Annotated in this window: 19 protein-coding genes; 15 read left to right on the forward strand and 4 right to left on the reverse strand. The window is 27.3% G+C overall.

All coding sequences use genetic code 11. The annotated features are described in order from the left end of the window. Positions 1–6: 6 nt before the first annotated feature. Positions 7–627, reverse strand: coding sequence for an ATP phosphoribosyltransferase (gene hisG / locus F811_RS0109210; protein WP_020004957.1), 621 nt, complete (start codon positions 625–627; stop codon positions 7–9). Between the two features lie 680 nt (positions 628–1307). On the opposite strand from hisG, the gene F811_RS0109215 reads away from it, so the two are divergent. Beyond that, complete coding sequence (locus tag F811_RS0109215; RefSeq protein WP_245555849.1) at positions 1308–1820, forward strand: hypothetical protein; 513 nt, start codon at positions 1308–1310, stop codon at positions 1818–1820. 71 nt (positions 1821–1891) lie between these two features. Here F811_RS0109215 and F811_RS0109220 read toward each other — a convergent pair whose 3' ends face one another. Continuing rightward, positions 1892–3082, reverse strand: coding sequence for a cation:proton antiporter (locus F811_RS0109220; protein WP_020004959.1), 1191 nt, complete (start codon positions 3080–3082; stop codon positions 1892–1894). 398 nt (positions 3083–3480) lie between these two features. Between F811_RS0109220 and F811_RS0109225 the strand changes: the two genes are divergently transcribed. Further along, a complete protein-coding gene (locus F811_RS0109225; protein ID WP_020004960.1) occupies positions 3481–5481 on the forward strand; it encodes an ankyrin repeat domain-containing protein in 2001 nt (666 codons plus the stop codon). Positions 5482–5785: 304 nt separating this feature from the next. Here the strand turns inward: F811_RS0109225 and F811_RS0109230 are convergent, their stop codons facing one another. Further along, positions 5786–6796: an AAA family ATPase gene (locus F811_RS0109230; RefSeq protein WP_020004961.1), complete on the reverse strand. Its 1011-nt coding sequence runs from the start codon at positions 6794–6796 to the stop codon at positions 5786–5788. A 793-nt stretch (positions 6797–7589) separates the two neighbouring features. Between F811_RS0109230 and hisA the strand changes: the two genes are divergently transcribed. The 9 genes from hisA to F811_RS0109275 all read left to right on the forward strand — a co-directional run bounded on the left by hisA (position 7590) and on the right by F811_RS0109275 (position 15784). Beyond that, positions 7590–8306: a 1-(5-phosphoribosyl)-5-[(5-phosphoribosylamino)methylideneamino]imidazole-4-carboxamide isomerase gene (gene hisA / locus F811_RS0109235; RefSeq protein WP_020004962.1), complete on the forward strand. Its 717-nt coding sequence runs from the start codon at positions 7590–7592 to the stop codon at positions 8304–8306. Between the two features lie 338 nt (positions 8307–8644). Further along, positions 8645–9169, forward strand: coding sequence for a bactofilin family protein (locus tag F811_RS0109240; RefSeq protein WP_020004963.1), 525 nt, complete (start codon positions 8645–8647; stop codon positions 9167–9169). 20 nt (positions 9170–9189) lie between these two features. Continuing rightward, the gene (gene map, locus F811_RS0109245) at positions 9190–9984 is read left to right on the forward strand and encodes a type I methionyl aminopeptidase (RefSeq protein ID WP_020004964.1); all 795 of its coding nucleotides are present in this window, start codon (positions 9190–9192) and stop codon (positions 9982–9984) included. 89 nt (positions 9985–10073) lie between these two features. Then, positions 10074–10904, forward strand: coding sequence for a tetratricopeptide repeat protein (locus F811_RS0109250; RefSeq protein WP_020004965.1), 831 nt, complete (start codon positions 10074–10076; stop codon positions 10902–10904). Positions 10905–11047: 143 nt separating this feature from the next. Beyond that, on the forward strand, positions 11048–11977 hold the full coding sequence (locus F811_RS0109255) for a hypothetical protein (protein WP_020004966.1): 930 nt from the start codon (positions 11048–11050) through the stop codon (positions 11975–11977). Positions 11978–12201: 224 nt separating this feature from the next. After that, entirely contained in the window at positions 12202–12876 is a 675-nt protein-coding gene (sdaAB, locus tag F811_RS0109260) for an L-serine ammonia-lyase, iron-sulfur-dependent subunit beta (RefSeq protein WP_020004967.1), read from the forward strand. Between the two features lie 47 nt (positions 12877–12923). Continuing rightward, complete coding sequence (gene sdaAA, locus F811_RS0109265) at positions 12924–13805, forward strand: L-serine ammonia-lyase, iron-sulfur-dependent, subunit alpha (RefSeq protein WP_020004968.1); 882 nt, start codon at positions 12924–12926, stop codon at positions 13803–13805. 585 nt (positions 13806–14390) lie between these two features. After that, positions 14391–15365, forward strand: a complete 975-nt coding sequence (locus F811_RS0109270; RefSeq protein WP_026364405.1) for an ankyrin repeat domain-containing protein — start codon at positions 14391–14393, stop codon at positions 15363–15365. An 80-nt stretch (positions 15366–15445) separates the two neighbouring features. After that, entirely contained in the window at positions 15446–15784 is a 339-nt protein-coding gene (locus tag F811_RS0109275; protein ID WP_013114513.1) for a hypothetical protein, read from the forward strand. Positions 15785–15914: 130 nt separating this feature from the next. Here the strand turns inward: F811_RS0109275 and F811_RS0109280 are convergent, their stop codons facing one another. Then, a complete protein-coding gene (locus tag F811_RS0109280; protein WP_020004970.1) occupies positions 15915–16616 on the reverse strand; it encodes a hypothetical protein in 702 nt (233 codons plus the stop codon). Positions 16617–16928: 312 nt separating this feature from the next. Between F811_RS0109280 and F811_RS0109285 the strand changes: the two genes are divergently transcribed. From F811_RS0109285 to F811_RS0109300, 4 genes are all read left to right on the forward strand, one after another. Beyond that, positions 16929–17615: a potassium channel family protein gene (locus F811_RS0109285; RefSeq protein ID WP_013114515.1), complete on the forward strand. Its 687-nt coding sequence runs from the start codon at positions 16929–16931 to the stop codon at positions 17613–17615. Positions 17616–17618: 3 nt separating this feature from the next. Beyond that, positions 17619–17834 carry a DUF2905 domain-containing protein gene (locus tag F811_RS0109290; protein WP_020004971.1) on the forward strand — a complete coding sequence of 72 codons (216 nt, stop codon included), beginning with the start codon at positions 17619–17621 and terminating at the stop codon, positions 17832–17834. Between the two features lie 215 nt (positions 17835–18049). Next, positions 18050–19741, forward strand: a complete 1692-nt coding sequence (locus F811_RS0109295) for a phospho-sugar mutase (protein ID WP_020004972.1) — start codon at positions 18050–18052, stop codon at positions 19739–19741. A gap of 126 nt (positions 19742–19867) precedes the next feature. Next, complete coding sequence (locus F811_RS0109300; RefSeq protein ID WP_020004973.1) at positions 19868–20542, forward strand: hypothetical protein; 675 nt, start codon at positions 19868–19870, stop codon at positions 20540–20542. Positions 20543–20832: the final 290 nt, after the last annotated feature.

Consider the following 20832-nt stretch of genomic DNA (forward strand, 5'->3'; position numbering starts at 1 on the left):
AATTCCTTATAAAACTTCTTCTATATTTTTCACTATTTTCTTTATTAAATCATTTTTAAACTTATAGCTTACTTTATTCACTATTAATCTTGCACTTATATAATCAATAATATCTTTTATAATTACAAGGTTATTTTCTCTTAAAGTGCTTCCAGTCTCTACTATATCAACTATCACATCAGATAAATTGAGTATAGGTGCCAACTCAATAGATCCGTTTAATTTTATTATTTCAACATCTCTGTTTATAGAATTAAAATAATTTTTTGATATATTAACATACTTTGTAGCAACTCTTAATCTTCTTTCAATATCCTCTTTATATCCGTTAACAGAAGCCATACAAACCTTACATTTTCCAAATTTCAAATCAAGAAGTTCATATACATCATGATTATTTTCAAGAAGTATATCCTTTCCTACAATGCCGATATCAGCAACTCCTTTCTCAACATATATTCCAACATCCGAAGGCTTTACTATAAGGTAGCGTACATTTTTATCCTTATTTTCAAATACTAGTTTTCTGTTATCTTCTAGTATTTCTTTGTTTTCATAGCCTATTTTTTCAAACAGAGTATACACTTTATTTACTAGTCTTCCTTTGGGTAATGCTATATTAATCATATTTTATTCTTCATTATTAAATTTATTTACAAAATATTATAATGTATAAGAAACATTTTTTCAAATAGTAATATATAAAAAGTTTTATATTAGACTTGTTTCAAAAGTACTTGACAAACAATTTTATGAGTTTGTTGTTTTATGCTAATTTAATAATATTAATTATTATTTAAGTAAATGTTTTACATGTAAATTATATATTTAAGCCAAAAAATGCAGTTCTTTAGATTGCCTACAGCACAACTGTATTTTTCTACAAATAATAAATTTGAAAAACTAATTGTTGACAAACTGTATTTGTTTGAGTATACACTAAAAAATAAAAATTTTACTATATTTTTTTAATATTTATTCAAAAAAAAATCGGAAATTATTAAAAAAATACGTATTAAGTATTGAATAAATAATATATAATTTAAAATTACTAAAAGGTATAAAATGTATTATATAACCGCACCGCACCGCACCGCACCGCACCGCACCGCACCGCTATATAGTTTTTTATACTTAATAAAGAAACTATATTCTAATTTTTCATTAATTACTTTAATTACTCTGGCTTATTATCTTATAAGCTTTTTTGCTATTGCAAAAATAAGTATAAGTTAATATAAAATAATTTTATTTTTAAAAAAGGAGAAATAAAAATGATTAAAAAATTACTATTAATGTTATCTGTGATGTTGTTGATATTTAGCTGCAATAGTCCTTCAAATCCTAATAACAACAATGGAGGAAGCAGCTCAGATAATGGAGGAAATACTGGACAAACAGGACAAAATAAAAATTTTCCTGAATTTGAATATATATCAGGAAGAGATGAAGTTATTGAATTAAGATTACACAGTTATAATTTTGAATCAGGTTCAGTAGGTATTGATTTTCAGTCTACATGTAAAGATCCTAACTTGACATTTCAAATAGAAAATGCCAGTGTTACAGTTACAGCATTAACATTTGATAATTCTGATCCCGCTTCTAAAGATATAGGATTAGTTAAAGAAGATTTTACTATTACGTTTAATGATATGGTTGTTTTATCTAAAGATGGTGTGGATAAAATGAAAAATAAATTACAAGATGGAGAGTACTCTAAAGTAAAGCTGCAAGTTAAATTTTCTCTTGAAGGATATAATGATTTAACAGTTGATGATTTATCTGTTCAATGTATTAGAGAAAATACTGGAAAATAAATATCATAATTTATAAATTAGACTTCTTAAAAAAAGTATATAAAAGTTATTTTTAAGAAGTCTTTATTTAATTATTCATGCTCTAATAATCTTTTATAAAAAAACTCTATTGCAAAAGACCCTAAAGGAGCAGTTATAAGTATTGCAAGTACTGCTATAGTGAGTATGATTTCGCCTGAAGCAAAACCCAAAGATAAAGGAATTGAACCTATCGCAGCCTGTACAGTTGCTTTCGGACAGTAGGCAATCATGCTGAATATTCTCTCTTTTTTATTTAGATTAGTTTTTATTAGAGAAATTAAAACTCCAAGCATTCTAAAGATTAATACAGCGAATATGAGTAAAATACCAGTAAAGCCAGTATTTAGAGCATATTTTATATTGACAGCAGCACCTACAAGCACAAAAAGCATAATTTCAGCTGCTACCCATAGTTTGGAATATTTTAAAGATAGTCTTTTTGATAATTCTTGTTTTTTAGCTTTTAAAAATGCTCCTACACTCATAACAGCAAGAAGACCAGAAAATCCTATAATACCATTAAAAACCTTTGATATAGAGTTTTCTATTGTTACAAGTATAAATGATATGCTTAATATTATTACCACTTTGGCACTGTCTCTTATATGAAATCTAGTAAAAAATTTTGTAAGTATCAATGCTATTATCACACCTATTAAAAGCCCAAATATTATAGAAGTAGGTATTTTCAAAAAATCAAGTGCTGAAACACTTCCGCCTTTAACTAAAGAAGTAAAAGAAGCAAATAACACTATTACAAATATATCATCAACAGAAGCACCTGCCATAAGTAATTGAGGTATACTTTTATTAGTGCCGTATCTTTCATCAATAAGTTTAAGCATTTTAGGAACAAGTACAGCAGGAGAAACAGCAGCTACAACCGAACCCATTAAAGCTGCTTCAAATAAAGTAATATTAAAAAGTCTTGGAGCTATTAAAACCATTCCTATTATTTCAAAACTTGCTGGGATAAAACACATTAGTATTGCAGGACGTCCTACTCTTTTTAAGTCTTCTATATCAAGATTAAGCCCAGCACGTGTAAGTATGATAATAAGAGCCAATTCTCTTAAATCTGCAGATATTGAAAGTATTGAGCCGTCTAATAGATTTAAACAATATGGACCTAGTATAATTCCCGTTATAATAAGCCCCAAAAGAGAGGGGAGTTTTAATAGAGAAAATATTTTTCCTAAAAACATTCCGCATAAAAATATTAATGCCAAACTGAGAAGCATAAGATTAAATCCTTTTTAATTGTATTTGATTTTTTAAGATTTGATAAAATATAAAACTGCTGTCTGCAATTTATAATTTGGTATTAAAGATATACTTATCTTTTAATAACTTAAAAAATCATAAAATTTGCAGAAGTCATCAGCTTTTATATTTTTTATAGTGAATAATATTAAGCGGTTTGATTATTTGATAATGTCAATAATCTAAGGAGACCTCATTCCTTATTTGTATCAAACATTTTATCATAATTATTTTTTATTTCAAGTTTTCATAATTATTGTTTTTATAAAAAATTATTTAAAGTAAAATTTTATGTATAAATTTTTTATTGTACTTGATATTTATTTATTATCTAATATACTTATTATTGATAATTTATAAAATTGGAGTATCAGAAGTGAAACGTATTAAATTCTTAGCTATATTCTTAACTTTTAGTTATTCTATATTCGCATTAACAACCAATGAAACTAGCTTGTTTAATGCTATTAATGAAAAAAACGCAGATAATGTATCAAATATATTATCTAGCTCTCCAGATATAGATATAAATGTATTGGACGGGGAAGGGTATACTCCTTTACATAGAGCAATTTATAATAGAGACTTAAATACTGTAAATGCTTTGCTTAAAGATGAAAATATAAATGTTAATTCCAAACTAGATATGAAGGTAAGCATAGACGGCTGGTATTTAGGCGGGGCAAGTCCTTTGATTTTGGCATCATATATAGGCGATGCAAATATAGTAAAAGCTTTGCTTGATAATAATGCTAATATCAAAGCTAAAGATGATGTTGACGGAAGTATGGCTATACATATGGCATCAGCTAATGGAAATAATGAAGTAGTAAAAATACTTTTAGAGAAAGATCCTACTGCAATAAATGATACAGACAATAGAGGAAATACTCCTTTGCATTGGGCTTCCATGAAAGATAAGCCAGACACAGTTAAATTATTAATGGAAAATGGTGCAGATATAGAAGCAAAAGATGCAGACGGCTGGACTGCTCTTCATTATGCTGCTGCTTTCTCTTCACTTCAAACAGTTCAGACTCTTGTTGATTTGGGGGCTGATAAAGAGAGTTTAACTAAAGACGGTAATAATCCTGTATATTATGCAAGACGTGATGATGTAAGAAATTATTTAACTGGAAATATAGCAAGAGAAGACACTGAAGAAGTAACTGATGATGAAACAGTTGTTGCTGATAATAATACAGAAGAAAATGCAGCAGAAGAAACTCAAGAGGCAGATGCTAGAGAAGCTATAGATGATAATATGCAAGGTGAAATAGCTGAGGAATCTGTTCCAGAACAGAATGCTACTGCTGGATATGATACTAAAGATAATGAACAAAAACCTCTTGATGTTAAACAGCTTGAACTTTTAGTTGCTGTAAAAAATAATGATATAATAGCTATAAATACTCTAATAAAAGAAGGCGTTAATCCTAACTTCGTAGATGAAAACGGATATTCTCCTTTGCATTTAGCTGTTATCAATAATAGCCTAGATTCTGTAGAGGCTTTGCTTTCTTATAAAGATATTAATAAAGAAGTAAAACTGCCTTATGAAGCTACTTTGGATAATTGGTATTTGGGAGGAGCTACTCCTTTAATAACTGCTTCATATATAGGAAATGCTGATATAATATATACTCTTATAGAGGCTGGATGTAATATGAGAGCAAGAGATGATGTAGACGGAGCTATGCCTATACATGTGGCTTCTGCTAATGGAAATGATGATGCTGTTATATTATTATTAGAAAAAGATAAAACATTAGTTAATGAAACAGACAACAATGGAAATGATACTCCTTTGCATTGGGCTTCTATGAAAGATAATCCTTCTACAGTTACTGTACTTTTAAAATATGGTGCTGATACAAAAATGCAAAACTCTGATGGTAATACCGCACTTCATTATGCGGCAATGTATGCTTCTTCTGATGTTATAAAAAATATAGTTTCTTCTGATAAATCAAGCGTTAATATAGCCAACAATGAAGGTATGTACCCTATACATTATGCTGCTTTAGAAGATAATTCTGATGCTTTAGTATCTTTAGTTCAAGACGGAGGAGCTGATGTTAATATAAAAGATTCTACAGGAGATACTGCTTTACATTATTCAGCTGCTTATGGAAATATTGATAGTGTTATGGCATTGGTAGAAAAATGTAATGCTGATAAAAATATAAAAGATGGAGACGGTTATACAGCTGCTGATTTGGCATATGATAATGGATATGAAAATATAGCTTCTTATTTGAGAGGTGATTCTAAGTATATACCTGAAAATAATAACAATACTACTAATGATGATAAAAAAGAATTAGTTCTTCCAGAATATATAAGAAAACCAGATTTAAATAAAAAATGGTGGTAATTATCATTATATTATAATTGTGTACTAAATAGGCTTGAAGTTGTTATAAATTTCAGGCCTATTTTTTTGTATTAATAAAAATTGTTAAGTTTATATCTGAACAAATATAGTTTGTCAAAAAATAAATTTTTAAATTTAGAAATTTGAAAGGCTTTGCCATTGAGAAGTACACAGTGTGACTACTATGCATTATTACACAAAACACTAATTATTATAAATATTATTTTTAATTATTAATATATAAAAAATTGCAACAGGTCTAATAAATAAAATTAGTTTTGAAACAATCCTATCATATAAATGATTAAATGCTTTCTGTTATTTCATTTAAATTGTCTGTATTATAATTATAGGATTTAAAGCCTTCATTTCCTGTATTTACTATATTTATAATATTTACGGTTTCTTTTATATCATTAAATTCTTCATTAACTATTTCAGATAATAATTTTAATATTTCAAGATTCTCTATTGTAAAAAATATCTGAGTATCATTATTTCTGCTTAATTTTAATATGTTTTTTAATAAATTTCTAATGCTTTCTTTATCAAGTCCGTTTTCCATTTCATCAGCTAAAATTGTACTAAATTTATTTACAATTATTGGGAGTATTATAGATAAATATTTTTTTAATCCGCTTCCCATTAAATTTAATAATACTAATTCATTTATTCCTTCAATATTAAGATATATATCATTTTTTAAGACATTGACTGCTTTTATATCTTTATTAAAAAATGAAAGCATTTCTATTAATTGCTGTTCATTTTTATTTTTTATAATTTCTATTAAGTAATTACTAATAGATTGATATTCTATGATATTTGGTATATATACTTCTGTTTTATTATCTATATTTTCATTTTTCCTGTTCATCATATATATGGTATTATTTATATTTGGAATGGTTAATTTTTTTTCTTCTATAGAATCAGAAGCTTCATTTGTAATAATGATACTATAGTTTAGTTCTATATTATCATCATTAAATATTTTACCATCTTTTAGTATAGGGTTAATATTTATATCATAGTTTGTATTGTCATATTTATTATAATTAAAATTTATGCTGTTATTATAATCAAAATTATAAAAAAGAGTTTTGATTTCAATTTTATTTTCTTTAATTCTGCTTATATTTTTTATATTTTCTATAATATTAATACGTGACTGTGAAAGTATAAGCATTATTGATTCAAGTATGCTTGTTTTACCAGAGTTATTTTTTCCAACTAAAAAGTTTATTTTTTTTAAATTATCTATTTTAATAGAGTCAAAACCTCTAAAATTTTTTATGTATAAATCTTTAATCATAATAAAACCTGAAATTTTTAAATTATTTTATATTTATATCGGAGTTTTTAAAAATAAAATGAATTTTGATATTATATTTGTTTTAGAAGTAAAGCTATATTTTTTTATCTGCGTTTTTTCAGCATATAAATGTCTAAAACTTATTTTTGTTATTATATCTACAGCAGTAAACTATTTATCCAAAAAAGTCATATTTAACATCTATTTGTAATTTTTTTCGCTGTGAAAGCATACAGAGCATATCTTCTTTGATATAAACAGCATGCTTTTCTCTATGTTTTTTTATTATTTTCTTCTTTTTTAATACAAATTATGTTCTTTTAATATAGTCTCAATAGCTTTAGTACCTATTTTAATATTTTCTTTTTTAAAAATTTTTTTTATTTTTAGTTCACCATTTTATATTTCTTATGGACTTTTACTATTTTTTTAATAATTTTTTTATCTTTAAGTTTATTAGTACTATTTTTAGGTTTTCTGCTCTTATTCTCTATAGGACTTGTTTTTTATAATTTCTTTTCCAATAATAATAAGTTATAATATTAAGTTTTAAAGTTTATACTATTTTATTTTTAGCTTTATTAATACTATCTTTTTTTCTGATTTGTATTATATTGTTGTATAGGTATTCATTTTAGTTTGTTTGTGTTAATTTAAATATAAGGAATACTTTCTTTTTTTAAACCAAAAAGGATATCTATGGCTATTAAACAATTCATATTTGTATTAATTCTTGACTAAGTATCTAATTCATAATATTATAATACAATTATATTTATTTAGGATATTAAAGATGTATATATTACCTGCAATAGATTTAAAAAACGGAGAAGTAGTAAGACTTGTTGAGGGAGATTATAATAATAAAACAACTTATTTTAAAGACCCTTTGGAAGTTCTTGATTTTTTTGTAGAAAGCGGAAGCGAATATCTTCATATTGTTGATTTGGACGGTGCAAGTGACGGAGAGACTATTAATTTTAAGACAATAGAGAAGATAATAAAAAGATGCAGTTTATTTGTAGAAGTAGGCGGCGGTATAAGAAATGAAGATACTATAAAAAGATATTTAGATATAGGTGTAAAAAGAACTATACTGGGTACTGCAGCTGTTGAAAATCTTGATTTTACAGAAAGTATGATTAATAAATATAAAGAGAATATAGCAGTTTCTATAGATTCAAGAGACAGAATGATAGCTATAAAAGGCTGGAAAGAGATTAATAGACAGGATTCTGTAGAGTTTTGTATTAAACTAGATAAAATGGGTATTGACACTATCATATATACGGATATTTCAAAAGACGGTAAATTATCTGGTACTAATTTAGAAATATATAAAGAGTTAAGAGAAAAACTTTCATGCAATATTATAGCTTCAGGAGGTATTACTTTTGAGGAAGAAATAGTTAAATTAAAAGACATGAATGTTAATGGGGCTATAGTAGGTAAGGCTATATATGAAGGCAAAATGGATTTAAAAAGAATAATTAATATTTCAAAAAATTAATGTATTATTTTGGGTATTTACTTAAATTATTTTTTTATTTCTATTTTTAATTTATATGCTTTTGTAAATTTTCTAATTTTTTTTGCTGCATAATCACTTATAATAACTTAGAAATTTTTATAAGGCTGCAATTATTGATAAAATTAATAACAGAAAATAGTGTACAAGAATATTTTCTACTTGTGACGGCGATACAGTGCTTTTTTGTAAACTCAAAAAATAGAAAAAATAATAAAAATATGTTATACTATTATATAGTAACAGCTTACTAATTGATGATATTGACTTTTTATAAGTATCTTATAAAATCAAACTATATATTTAGGAGATTAACATTTATGGCAAAAAGAGATATGATAAACAGCGTTATAGGAGACGGCTCATCATTTAAAGGTACTTTTATTGTTAAAGGTTCTTTTCAAATAGACGGGAAATTTGAAGGCGAATTAAAAATAGATGGGCATTTGGTTATAGGTCCGAACGGCAAAGTAAAAACGAGTACAATTATTACAGAAAGTATTACAATAGCAGGCACTTTGATTGGAAATATTGATGCGAGAAGAGAGGTAATATTAATAGAAACAGGAAGAGTTTTAGGAAATATAGAAGCTCCTAAAATAGATGTAGGTGAGGGTGCTGTTATACAGGGAGAAATGACTATTACGGGCGGTCAGAAAAAAGATATTTCAAAAGTTGTTGAGGAATCATTTACTGGCATAAAATTAGAAGAACAATCTATTGATACTGCTGATAATACTTCATCTGCTAATTTAGAAAGTAATAATAATATAGAAAATAATATATCATCTTCAGATAATAATAGTTTTGGCGGCAATTCTCAAAACAGCAGCAGTATTTTTTAATTAATAAAGGTATATAAAAAATGGCTATAAAAATAAAAACTCCAGCTGAGATTAATTTAATGCGTGAAAGCGGTCATATATTGGCTAATGTATTTAAAGAAGTAGAAAAGATTGTTCAGGCAGGCATTTCAACTAAAGAGATAGATAAATTTGTGTACGATTATATAAGAAAGCATAATGCCAAACCTTCATTTAAAGGTTATGGTAATCCTCCTTTTCCAGGATCTATATGTTCTTCTATTAATAATGAAGTAATACATGGTATACCGAGCAAAAAGAAGATATTAAAAGACGGAGACATAATAGGTCTTGATATAGGCGTATATTATAAAGGCTATCATTCAGACAGGGCATTTACTTTTAAAGTAGGCAATGTATCTGAAGAGGCTTCAAGGCTTATTGATAAAACTATGGAGTCATTTTTTAATGGTATTAAACAAATTAGAAATGGTATTCATTTGGGCGATGTTTCTTATGCCATACAAAAAACTGCAGAGGATGCTGGTTATTCATTAGTAAGAGAGTTTCAAGGTCATGGAGTAGGAGCTAATTTGCATGAAGAGCCTGCTGTACCTAACAGAGGAAAGCAGGGTACTGGACCTATACTTAAAACTAATATGGTTATAGCAATAGAGCCTATGGTTAATATGGGTCATCATGCCATACTTATAGAAGATGATGATTGGACTATTATCACTAGAGACGGCTCATTATCAGCTCATTATGAACATACAGTAGCTGTTAAAGAAGACGGAGTTGAAATACTTACAGCTTTGGAAGATGATGAAATAGTGAAAAAGTATATGAATATTTGATATATTTAAGGCAAAAATTATATAATGTAAAAATTATATTATACCGATAAGTATTTATATAATAATATTTATTTTGATGTAGCTTATTTATGAAACGTATATTTTTAATATTTAATATATTAGTACTTAGCACTTTATATGTATATGCACAGGGTCAGTCTCTTAATATTCCAAACAGAACAGCTGATACAGTAAGAACTGTTACAATAGATACAAATATGTATAGTTCATTATTTAACGGCAAATTAGAACCTGCTTGGGTATATATAGGTGAGGCTAAGAGAGCCATATATAACGGCGATATTCCTTATGCTTTATACATTATGAATAAGACGGTAATGTACTATCCTAACAATGCCGATGCTCATTATTTTTTAGGTTTAATATATGAAAAAGAGGGCGGAAGTCCTGCTGAGCAAGGCGGTGCTGCTTCTTATCGTTTGGCTATAGAAGAGTACAGAAAAGCTATTAATTTAGCTACTAATCTTACAATACCTGCTTATAAATTAGATGCTTATTTTAGTCTTTTATATATTTATGAAAAGTTAATCGATGAAAATAATTATGCCAATATAGAAAAAGAAATTATTGCTATGGCTGAAAATACTTATGTAACTAAAGAAAAAGGAAGAATATATTTCAGATTAGCAGAGCATTACGGCAATAGAAACAGAGGTACAGCTGCAATTGATTATTACAGACAGTCTTACCTTAACGGATACAGACAAAAATTATCTCTTTTTAGAATGTCTTTAATTTACAGAAGAATGCGTAATTATGTTCAGGAAAAAGAAACATTGACGCTTGCAAGCAAATATAGTTTTGACAATGTAGAGCCTAGTAATTTTGAGGTAGAAAAGGCAATAGTTCAAAGATTAGAGGCTTTGAAGAATGTCAGAATACCTAAAAAATTGAATTAATAGTATTATACATAAATGAGGCAGTGATAATTTTTTATCATTGCCTTTTTATTTGCATAAATATATATTGTTAAAAAATCTTTATTATATTATTATATATCAATTCAAAATAATAACAAAATAATAAAAATAGAGAAATAAAAATGAAACCTATTATTTTATCATTAATGCTTTTATTTATGTCAGCATTATTTTTGTATCCTCAAGAAAATGAATTAAATAATAATGAACTAAATTATTTATCAGATGATTATACTTTTACTAACCCTTTTCGTATATACAGTGTTGATAAATACTATATGGGCTGGCAGGATCCAAGGGCATTTATAGGACGTATATTGTTTGGAAAAAATTTTAATGTAGAAAAGAATTTATCGCTTATAGCTCCAGATGCTAACTGGGATTTTAAATCAATATCTGTATATGTAGAAGGACGCCTTGCAAGTGAGATAATGTTTTATAGAAATAAATATTTTTCTGTAGGCATGGGCGGAGCTATGGAAATATCTATACTTGGAAGAAACAGCGGACTATTTGATGTATATGATTTTTCAGGGCAGTTTATGGTATTTGCTGACCTTTGGCTTCAGAATCTTGTAGGCATTAATATGAAAATAAGATTTATACCAATGTATCATCAGTCAACACATTTGGTAGATGGTTTTAAGGGAGATACTTCAATAAAGAGCGGAAGCAGTTATGAATTCGGCTCTATAGCAGTTTATTATTATATCAAAAATTTCAGTATATATTTGGGTTCTGAAATTTCATATAATGCTGTAGGAAACAGTCCTCAATTATTTAGAATACATACAGGGCTTGACTATAGATTTCCTTTGTATAAAGATCAAATCAGCTTAATAACAGGCATAAATATTGCAGCTATTTTGGACAAAAAAGATAGATTAGGGCTTATAAAAGATCCTTGGCATGCAGCTGTTAATTTCGGACTTGGGGTAGAGTTTTACAGATATGCTGTATCTTTGAAAGTGGGTTATGGTAAGCCTAGAGGGGCTTCAAGTTATTTTGGCTATGAAACTAAAGTGGGACTTGAAATAAGTTTATTATTTTAAACTTTTTATAAACTAAATATTTTTTATTTATACATTCTTAAGTATATTATAATATAATAAATATTACCAAAAAATACTATATAAAGTAAATAATATTTAAAAAATTAATAATTTATTTAAAAAAATTTTATTATTTTCTCGTTTTTTTGTTTAATAAAATAAATAATGTGTTACAAAAATCGTTTATATATGTTAAATTATAGTTAAATAAATGGAGGAAAATTATGGCTACATTATTTGATATAATAGGTCCTGTAATGATAGGTCCTTCAAGTTCGCATACAGCTGGAGCCTGCCGTATAGGAAAACTTGCCAAAAAAATTTTGGGTGAGGAAGTAAAAGAAGCAAAGATTTATCTTCATGGTTCTTTTGCTTTGACTTGGAAAGGTCATGGTACGGATAAGGCTATTTTGGCTGGACTTTTAGGCTTTGAGACAGATGATCCTAGGCTTAGAGATAGCTACAGTCTTGCTGAGAAGGCTAATCTAAAATATGAATTTATACCTACAACTTTAAGAGATGCTTTTCACCCTAATAGTGTTTATATTGAGGCTAAAGGGGAAAGTAATGAGATTAATATTCTAGCTTCATCTATTGGAGGAGGTTTAATAGTATTAGATAAGGTAAATGGTATAGAGGTTCATTATAAGGGCGATTTTCCAACTATTGCTATAGTTAACAAAGATGTACCCGGCATTATTGCTAAGGTAACTTCTATTATATTTGAAAATGATATTAATATTGAAAATATGAATGTAACACCGCAGTTTGAAGGTCCTAATAAGGGATATGCTATTATTGTTATAGGTATGACTAATGTTATATCCAAAGAGATAGAAGAAAAAATAAGAAATATAAAAAATATAAGGGATTTTGTATTTTTAGATAAATTGTATTAAAGAGTGTTTAGATAATAAAAAAATATATATACGGAGAATAATATAATATGGATATAAAATCTATAGAATCATTGGTAGCTATAGCTAATGAGCAAAATAAAAAAATAAGTGATATAGTAATAGATATAGAAGCTAAAAGTGAAAAAACAGACAGACAGGCAATAATAGATAAGATGACATCTTATTATGACATAATGAAAGAGTCTGTTGAAAACGGTAAAAAAGATAAATTTAATTTTGTAACAGGTTTGCAAAATGAATGTGTTGATATAGTAGAGAAATTTTATAAAGCTAAAAAAAGTATATTAGGCGAGACTGTAGGGGAGGTAGTAACTGCAGCAATGGCTGTAAGCGGATATAATGCTTGTATGGGTAAAATTATAGCAGCCCCTACTGCAGGAAGCTGCGGAATAATGCCAGCCGTACTTACAGTATGTGAAAATAGAGGATACAAAAAAGAAGATATAGTTAAATCAATGTTTACTGCAGCTGGTCTTGCTGATATTATAGCACAGATTGCTACATTTGCAGGTGCGGGCGGAGGCTGTATGGCTGAATGCGGAAGTGCTGCGGCTATGGCTTCATCAGCATGTGCTGAGATTATGGGTGGTACTCCAGAAGAATGTGCTCATGCTTTTGCTTTGTCATTATCAGCTGTACTTGGTCTTATATGCGATCCTGTTGCTGGTTTTGTTGAGGTGCCTTGTATGGGTAAGAATGTTATGTCTGCTGTTCATGCTATTGTATCAGCTGAACTTGCCTGTGCAGGATTTAAGAGTGTAATACCACCTGATGAAGTTGTACTTGCAATGAAAGAAGTTGGTGATGGTATGGACGAGAGATTTAGAGAAACTGCTAAAGGAGGACTTGCCAATACTCCTACTGGGCGTGCCATTGCTGAAAAGCTTCTTGGAAGAATAAATAAATAATAAATATTTTTATAGGGCTTGCAGTATTTTGCAGGCCTTTTTTATTATAAAAAAATTAGAACTGTTTTAATATTATTATACATCTTTCAAACTACTTGGCAAACAATTTCACAAGTTTGTTATTATATAGTATAAATGATTAAAACAACAAATGTTTTACATGTTGTGTACATTATATTTTTAAGACATATAAATTTTTTGGGTTCTCATCTGACTACAGCATACAGAATGAGGCGTACACCATACCTAATGGTACTTTTTTCAGTCGCGTTGGACATACATCATAAAAGAACTTGGCACATGGTGTATAAAGCCGCAACTATAATTAAAAAATATTAAATTAAAAACTTATAAATATTAATAAATTCATTTTTTAAACAATTCTATTAAACATGTTAAAAAACATGTATTTGTTTTTGGAAAATTATAATTCAGTTATATATTGTGTAGGTAAAAGTTTTGACAGTGTATGCAAAAAATGACAAAATAAAAAATTAATTATTAAACAAGTATAATATAATTTCTTGATATAATGTATAAGTTATGTTAATATATTAGTATACAATAACTCGTACGGAGATTATTATGAAAGTCATCATGCTCTTATTTTTGATGTTTGTAGTATCATGTTCTCAAGGCTCTAATATTAACACTGATAAAAATGCACAGACTAATGAAAATTCTTTTATAGATGATAATATTGTTCATGATATGCCGTTAGAAGAGGCTTTAGCTAAATATGAAGAAAGCCCTTGTATTGATATAATAAAAAATTTGCTTTCTTCTGGTAATGTTAATAATACTCTTACAGAAACTACAAATATAGTAAATATGGAAGATACTGAATATGATCTTAGTGTTACTTTTGATGAGGGTACTACAGCTTTAATGATAGCTTCTTATTACGGATATGCTGATTTGGTAAATGCTCTTATACAAAATAATGCTGATGTTAATTTAAAAAATAAAAGAAATTATACAGCACTTTTATATGCTGCAGATATATGGTCAAGACAGGGCATTGGAATATATGACAGTAATTATAATGTTGTTGAACTTTTGGTTATGAACAATGCTGATGTTAATGCTGTTAATAATTATGGTTGGAGTCCTTTATTTTTTGCTGCGGACAACTCTAATGCTGATATAGTAACATTTTTAGCAGATAATGGTGCTAATATTAATTTGATATCTGATGAGGGAATAACGCCTCTTTTAATAGCTAATGATGTAGAAAGTGTGAAAATATTATCTAAAACTACTAATATAAATAAAGCTAATGCATCAGGTATAACTCCATTAATAGCTTTTTCAGGACGTGAAATATCAATAGAAGCTATTAATATTTTGCTTGAGAATGGTGCGGATGTAAATAAAATAGATAAAGACGGAGAAACTGCTCTTTCTACTGCTATAGAAAATAGTAATTTTGAGGCTGCTTTGCTTCTTCTTAATAATAATGCCAATCCTAATTTGGGAAATAAAAAAGCTAAAGAGCTTGCGGGTATTGCAAGAGAGTTGGGAGATGAAGAGGTAGCTTCTATATTGGATAAATATTAAATATTTTGACAATTTGGTTTATTTTGGTATATTTATTACATATTAAGTAAATATAATAAATTTATTATGGAGTTTTTATAATGTTTGACAACAATGTTCATTATATTAGAAAAGAGTTAGAATCAATTTATACTATTATAGTAGAAAATTTGGGAAAAGAACTTTTAAATACTGAAATCAGACGCTTGGAATATGAGCCTAAGATGGATAGAATTAATATTAATAACTTTATATTTATAAGACTCACTTTTGAAAATGAATATGATCATAAAGAGTTATACTATGATATATATATTGAAGATGAAGACGGTCATGATGTTGAAAGAGCTTTAATTAGTGTAGAGAAACCTTTTTCTAAAGTTGTTGATAAAATAGATTATTTGGTAAAATTAAATTATCAAGCTAATAATGATGATTAATGGTTGTTTTGTATTTAATAAAGTTTTATTGTTAATTTAAATGATTACAATAAAACTTTATCTATATAAAAAAACAAGGAGGTTTTTCTGCCTCCCTGTTTTTATATATTATTTTGGCTTTATCTGCAAATTAATTTAATGCTTTAGTAGAAAGTACGAATTTATCTTCAGTGTATCTTTGAGTATTGCCGCTTATTATATCATTTAATTTTCTTTTTACTTCATCTTGCGTATCGCCGTCAACTATATATAAAGTATCTCTGTCAACTAAATAATATCCTTCATATTCTGTATCATTATCGTATCTTTCTTTATTTTGAACTATGCAGGCATTTCTACTTTTTTTATCATCTTGAACATCAAGAGCAACATCATCAACCCATACCAATGTAGAATATTCATCTCTTCCGTCAATTCTTCCATTTTCATATTCTCTTTTACATATTTCAGATGCACTATTGAATAATATGAACTCTTCTTCAGTTTCTAATCTTCCATCATCATAATCTTCTTCAGACTGATACCAAGTAGTAGAATATAATCTTTGTAATAAATTATATCCTTCAGGAGTTTGAGTATTTCCTTGAGATGTATTATCATTTGCTGAAGATGTGTTATTGTCAGATGTATTATTTACTTTAACAGATGCATTTATAGCTAAAGACTGAGTGCTTCCGTCCCAATCAGATAATAAAGTACCTTCTCTTACTGTTTTATCATCGCTTGGTACAATAGTTGTTAATGGTTTATCTCCTATTGTAGGAGCTTGTTTGCTGTTACAAGAAATTACTAATGCTGATAAAATACTTAATATTAATATTATTCTTTTCATAAATATTATGACCTCATTTTTATTATTATTTTTAATATAAGTATAACATAATTTTAAATAAAGTGTAAAAAAAATTTATTTTAGCATTGTTTTTTTAAATTTTTTTTATATATTTGATAATATAGTAAATTATAATTACATAATAATGTGATTTATTCTGATATAATATTAATAATTTTATATAGATTCAAAATTATAAAAATATATACGATTTTATTTATAGTTTTTATTATAATTATAATAATTATTTTTTGACAATTTTTTATATTATTCTATAATAAAATCAATTAAATAATATGTAGGGGTATTAAAATGCTGCAGTATGCCGTTATAGGTGTAGGAACTTTAGGTAAGGCTTTGATTAATAGGCTTATGACGAAACCTTCTATTGAGGTATTTGCTATAGATAATGATATTAATGAGATAGAAGCTATAAAAAATAATGTAACTCAGGCTATGAGACTTGATTCTACTCAGAAAGAGGCATTAGAGGCTATTGAAATTAATAAATTCGATGCTGTTATACTTACAATAGGTGAGGACATGATGACGAGTATATTAACAGCTTTGCTTTTAAAAGAGCTTAATGTTAAAAATATTATAGCCAGATACTCAAATGAAAAGCATAAGGCGATACTCAGTATGATAGGTATAACGCATTTGGTAAGCCCTGAAGAATCTATGGGTATACACATAGCAGAGCAGCTTGAGGTAGGGGATACTGTTTTGCTTTATGATCTGACAGAATATCATTCTATAGTAGAGTTTCCTGTTCATGGCGGTTTGGCAGGCAAGAATTTTAAAGAGCTTGACCTTAGAAAGAAATATAAAATTAATGTTGTGGCAATAAAAAAAGAAACTGTTGGCATATTGGGAGAAAAGAAAGTTGTCGTAGATTGTACTCCAGATCCTGATGAGCCTATGGTAGAAGGCGATATACTAATTATTGCAGGTCATGATAAAGATATAGAAAAAATGAATAAGAAGATGTCTGAATAAATAATGAATACTCAGTTTGCTAAGATTTTTATAGTTATAGGAATAATATTTATAGTTATAGGCGTACTTTTTTTGCTTAATATAAAGATTCCTTTCGGTAAACTCCCCGGTGATATAGTAATAAAAAAAGAAAATTTTACTTTTGCATTTCCTCTTATGACAAGTATTATAGCTAGTATTGTACTTTCTTTTATAATGTGGATAATTTCTAGATTATGATATTTATTTTCAGTATATATTACAAAACATATGCTAATAGTATTATTTTAGAAACTTGAAATTATTTTTAAACTAAGTATACAATATAGAATTTGTATAAAAATAAAAAGTATTATATGAAAAATATTATTAACATAATAGTTTTAACTTGATTATATAGTTGTTGTATACTATAATTTATATATAGAATTTTTTAAAAATTAGAGGTGTGTATAATGGAACAAGAAGTAAAAGCAAGAATAGATTCATGGCTTAACGGTCCATATGATGAAGAAACAAAGAAAGAAATTAAAGCATTATTAGATGCAGGAAATGAAAAAGAATTAACCGATGCGTTTTACAGGGATTTAGAGTTTGGTACTGGCGGACTTAGAGGTATAATGGGAGTTGGTACTAACAGAATGAATAAATATACTGTTGGAGTTGCTACTCAGGGACTTGCTAATTATATATTAAAACAAGGAGGAAGTGATTATAAAGTTGCTATAGGCTATGATTCAAGAAATAATTCTGATGTATTTTCAAAAGCTGCTGCTGAGATACTTTCTTCAAATGGTATAAAAGTTTATTTATATGATGATATTCACCCTATTTCACTTCTTTCTTATGCTGTTAGAAGTTTGGGCTGTATTGCTGGAATAGTTGTTACTGCAAGCCATAACCCTAAAGAATATAATGGTTATAAAGTTTATTGGACTGACGGTGCTCAAGTTATACCGCCTCATGACAAAAACATAATAGATGAAGTATTAAAAGTTAAGCCTGAAGAAGTAAAAATGGGTGATAATTCTAGAGTAACATTTATAGGAAAAGACATTGAAGATAAATATATGAATGATTTGATGAACTATCTAGTTAATCCAGATTTGATAAAAAAACACAGCAATATAAAAATAGTTTATACTCCTATTCATGGTTCTGGATACAAAATGGTTCCTATGGCATTAAGAAAAGCAGGATTCACCAATCTAACAACATTAGAAGGTGCTCAGCCTCCAGACGGAAATTTCCCTACTGTAGAATCTCCTAACCCAGAAAACCCTGAGGCATTGCAGATAGCAGTTAATAAAGCCAAAGAAATAGGTGCTGAACTTGTTATGGGTACTGATCCAGACTGCGATAGAATGGGTTGTGCTTTGCTTACTAAAGATGGAAGCTATATGTATCTCACAGGTAATCAAATAGGCTCTATAATGGCATACTACCTCATTACAAACAAAAAAAATATTAAAAATCCGTACATAGTAAAAACAATAGTAACTACTGAGCTTGCGAGGGCTATTACTGATGCTAATAATGTTAAACTTTATGATGTACTTACTGGTTTTAAATGGATTGCTGATGTTATAGAAAGAGATAAAGAAGGAACATATCTATTTGGATTTGAAGAGAGTTTCGGATATTGTATTAATTCAAATGTACGCGATAAAGATGGTGTTAGTTCTTGTTTGATGCTTGCGGAAGTACTTGCTTATTGTAAAGAAAACAATATTACTTTGGCTGATTATTTAGAAAGCATTTATGAAAAATACGGATATTTCTATGAAGAGACTATCTCTATTACAAAAAAAGGTGCTGACGGAGCTAAAGCCATAGCTGATTTGATGACTTATTATAGAGATAATTTACCTAAAGAAATTTCAGGTGTTCAGGTAGAAACTATAAGCGACTATGAGAAAAAAGAAGTTTATGATAATACAGGTAAAAAAATAAAAGACATCACTCTTCCAAAATCTAATGTACTTCAATACATACTTGCAGATAAGACAAAAATTACTATAAGACCTTCTGGTACTGAACCTAAAATAAAATTCTATTTTGAGGTTTGCGTAAAAGAAAGCAAAGATAAGAGACTTGCTGTAGCCAAAGAAAAAGTGGCTAATTTCAAAAAGTTTATTAAAGAATAATTTTTATTAGTAATAATAAATAAAAGAAGTCCTATTTTTTAATGGGGCTTCTTTTTTATGCGACATTTTTTGTCATAGCAAGAAAGTATAATATATATAATTTGATAATCATATTAAGGAGATTATATGAAAAAAATTATTATATTATTAAATTTTTTACTAACTTTTATAATAAGCTGTTCAGGTAATTATGTAAGTGTAAGCAATGAACAAACAGGTACAGATATATCTGTGGGAAAAATTACTGCTTCAGAAATGACTATATACACAAATAATTTAAAAAAAAGTAAAATGCCAAAAATAATTATTTACTTAAATCAAAAATTAGAAATTGATAAAACTCAATTAGTAAGCGTATCAAATAATCAAAATTTAAATTTTAATATTGCAGATTTTACATTAGAGAAGAATGAAACTTTTTATGAAAAAGGAGTTAAAATAAACTTAAGATCAAACTCTTTTTATAAAATAACAAATATGCAGACTAATGCTTTTAATTTATATTTTAAATTAAAAAGTACATTTACAAATGAAAATATAGAAAATAAAGAAATATTATATGATGTCAATGTGAAAGCTAAAATGACAAAAACTTCTTTATTATTAACTATAATAAAATGGATATTTATAGTAATTTTAGGAATTTTATTCTTTCCATTTATATTGCTTGTTTCTATGTTTATATACCCAATAAGAACCAGCAGCGGATTTTTTCTTGCTATTATATTGCCTTTTATTTACTATCCTATTTTATTTTTTATTATAAAATTAGTTCTTAATTTTTTTGATGAACACAGATAGAAATTATAAGAAGTATAATAATTATTTACTTTAATATAAAAGTCTCATTATTTAATGGGGCTTTTATATTTTTTAACTTTATTCTAACTCCCACCCATTTTAATTGAAAATTTTTCTTTGTTATTATTGTATACTTTTTCTTTATTTACTTTTACTGTTATTATGATGCCCGCCCTAGCTTTATTTAAACTTATAATCATCACAACGCACGTTAAGCTAAATTTATAAATATAAACTCATTAGAAATTCTAATTTTAATTATATATAAAATTCCGCTGACCGTGCGTTGA

The sequence above is a fragment of the Brachyspira innocens ATCC 29796 genome, assembly GCF_000384655.1.
GTDB classification, from domain to species: domain Bacteria; phylum Spirochaetota; class Brachyspiria; order Brachyspirales; family Brachyspiraceae; genus Brachyspira; species Brachyspira innocens.

Coding starts and splice junctions, on each gene's coding strand:
- hisG (WP_020004957.1), bottom strand. CDS start 627: ATGATTAATATAGCATTACCCAAAGGAAGACTAGTAAATAAAGTGTAT.
- F811_RS0109215 (WP_245555849.1), top strand. CDS start 1,308: ATGTTGTTGATATTTAGCTGCAATAGTCCTTCAAATCCTAATAACAAC.
- F811_RS0109220 (WP_020004959.1), bottom strand. CDS start 3,082: ATGCTTCTCAGTTTGGCATTAATATTTTTATGCGGAATGTTTTTAGGA.
- F811_RS0109230 (WP_020004961.1), bottom strand. CDS start 6,796: ATGATTAAAGATTTATACATAAAAAATTTTAGAGGTTTTGACTCTATT.
- hisA (WP_020004962.1), top strand. CDS start 7,590: ATGTATATATTACCTGCAATAGATTTAAAAAACGGAGAAGTAGTAAGA.
- F811_RS0109240 (WP_020004963.1), top strand. CDS start 8,645: ATGGCAAAAAGAGATATGATAAACAGCGTTATAGGAGACGGCTCATCA.
- map (WP_020004964.1), top strand. CDS start 9,190: ATGGCTATAAAAATAAAAACTCCAGCTGAGATTAATTTAATGCGTGAA.
- F811_RS0109250 (WP_020004965.1), top strand. CDS start 10,074: ATGAAACGTATATTTTTAATATTTAATATATTAGTACTTAGCACTTTA.
- F811_RS0109255 (WP_020004966.1), top strand. CDS start 11,048: ATGAAACCTATTATTTTATCATTAATGCTTTTATTTATGTCAGCATTA.
- sdaAB (WP_020004967.1), top strand. CDS start 12,202: ATGGCTACATTATTTGATATAATAGGTCCTGTAATGATAGGTCCTTCA.
- sdaAA (WP_020004968.1), top strand. CDS start 12,924: ATGGATATAAAATCTATAGAATCATTGGTAGCTATAGCTAATGAGCAA.
- F811_RS0109270 (WP_026364405.1), top strand. CDS start 14,391: ATGAAAGTCATCATGCTCTTATTTTTGATGTTTGTAGTATCATGTTCT.
- F811_RS0109275 (WP_013114513.1), top strand. CDS start 15,446: ATGTTTGACAACAATGTTCATTATATTAGAAAAGAGTTAGAATCAATT.
- F811_RS0109280 (WP_020004970.1), bottom strand. CDS start 16,616: ATGAAAAGAATAATATTAATATTAAGTATTTTATCAGCATTAGTAATT.
- F811_RS0109285 (WP_013114515.1), top strand. CDS start 16,929: ATGCTGCAGTATGCCGTTATAGGTGTAGGAACTTTAGGTAAGGCTTTG.
- F811_RS0109290 (WP_020004971.1), top strand. CDS start 17,619: ATGAATACTCAGTTTGCTAAGATTTTTATAGTTATAGGAATAATATTT.
- F811_RS0109295 (WP_020004972.1), top strand. CDS start 18,050: ATGGAACAAGAAGTAAAAGCAAGAATAGATTCATGGCTTAACGGTCCA.
- F811_RS0109300 (WP_020004973.1), top strand. CDS start 19,868: ATGAAAAAAATTATTATATTATTAAATTTTTTACTAACTTTTATAATA.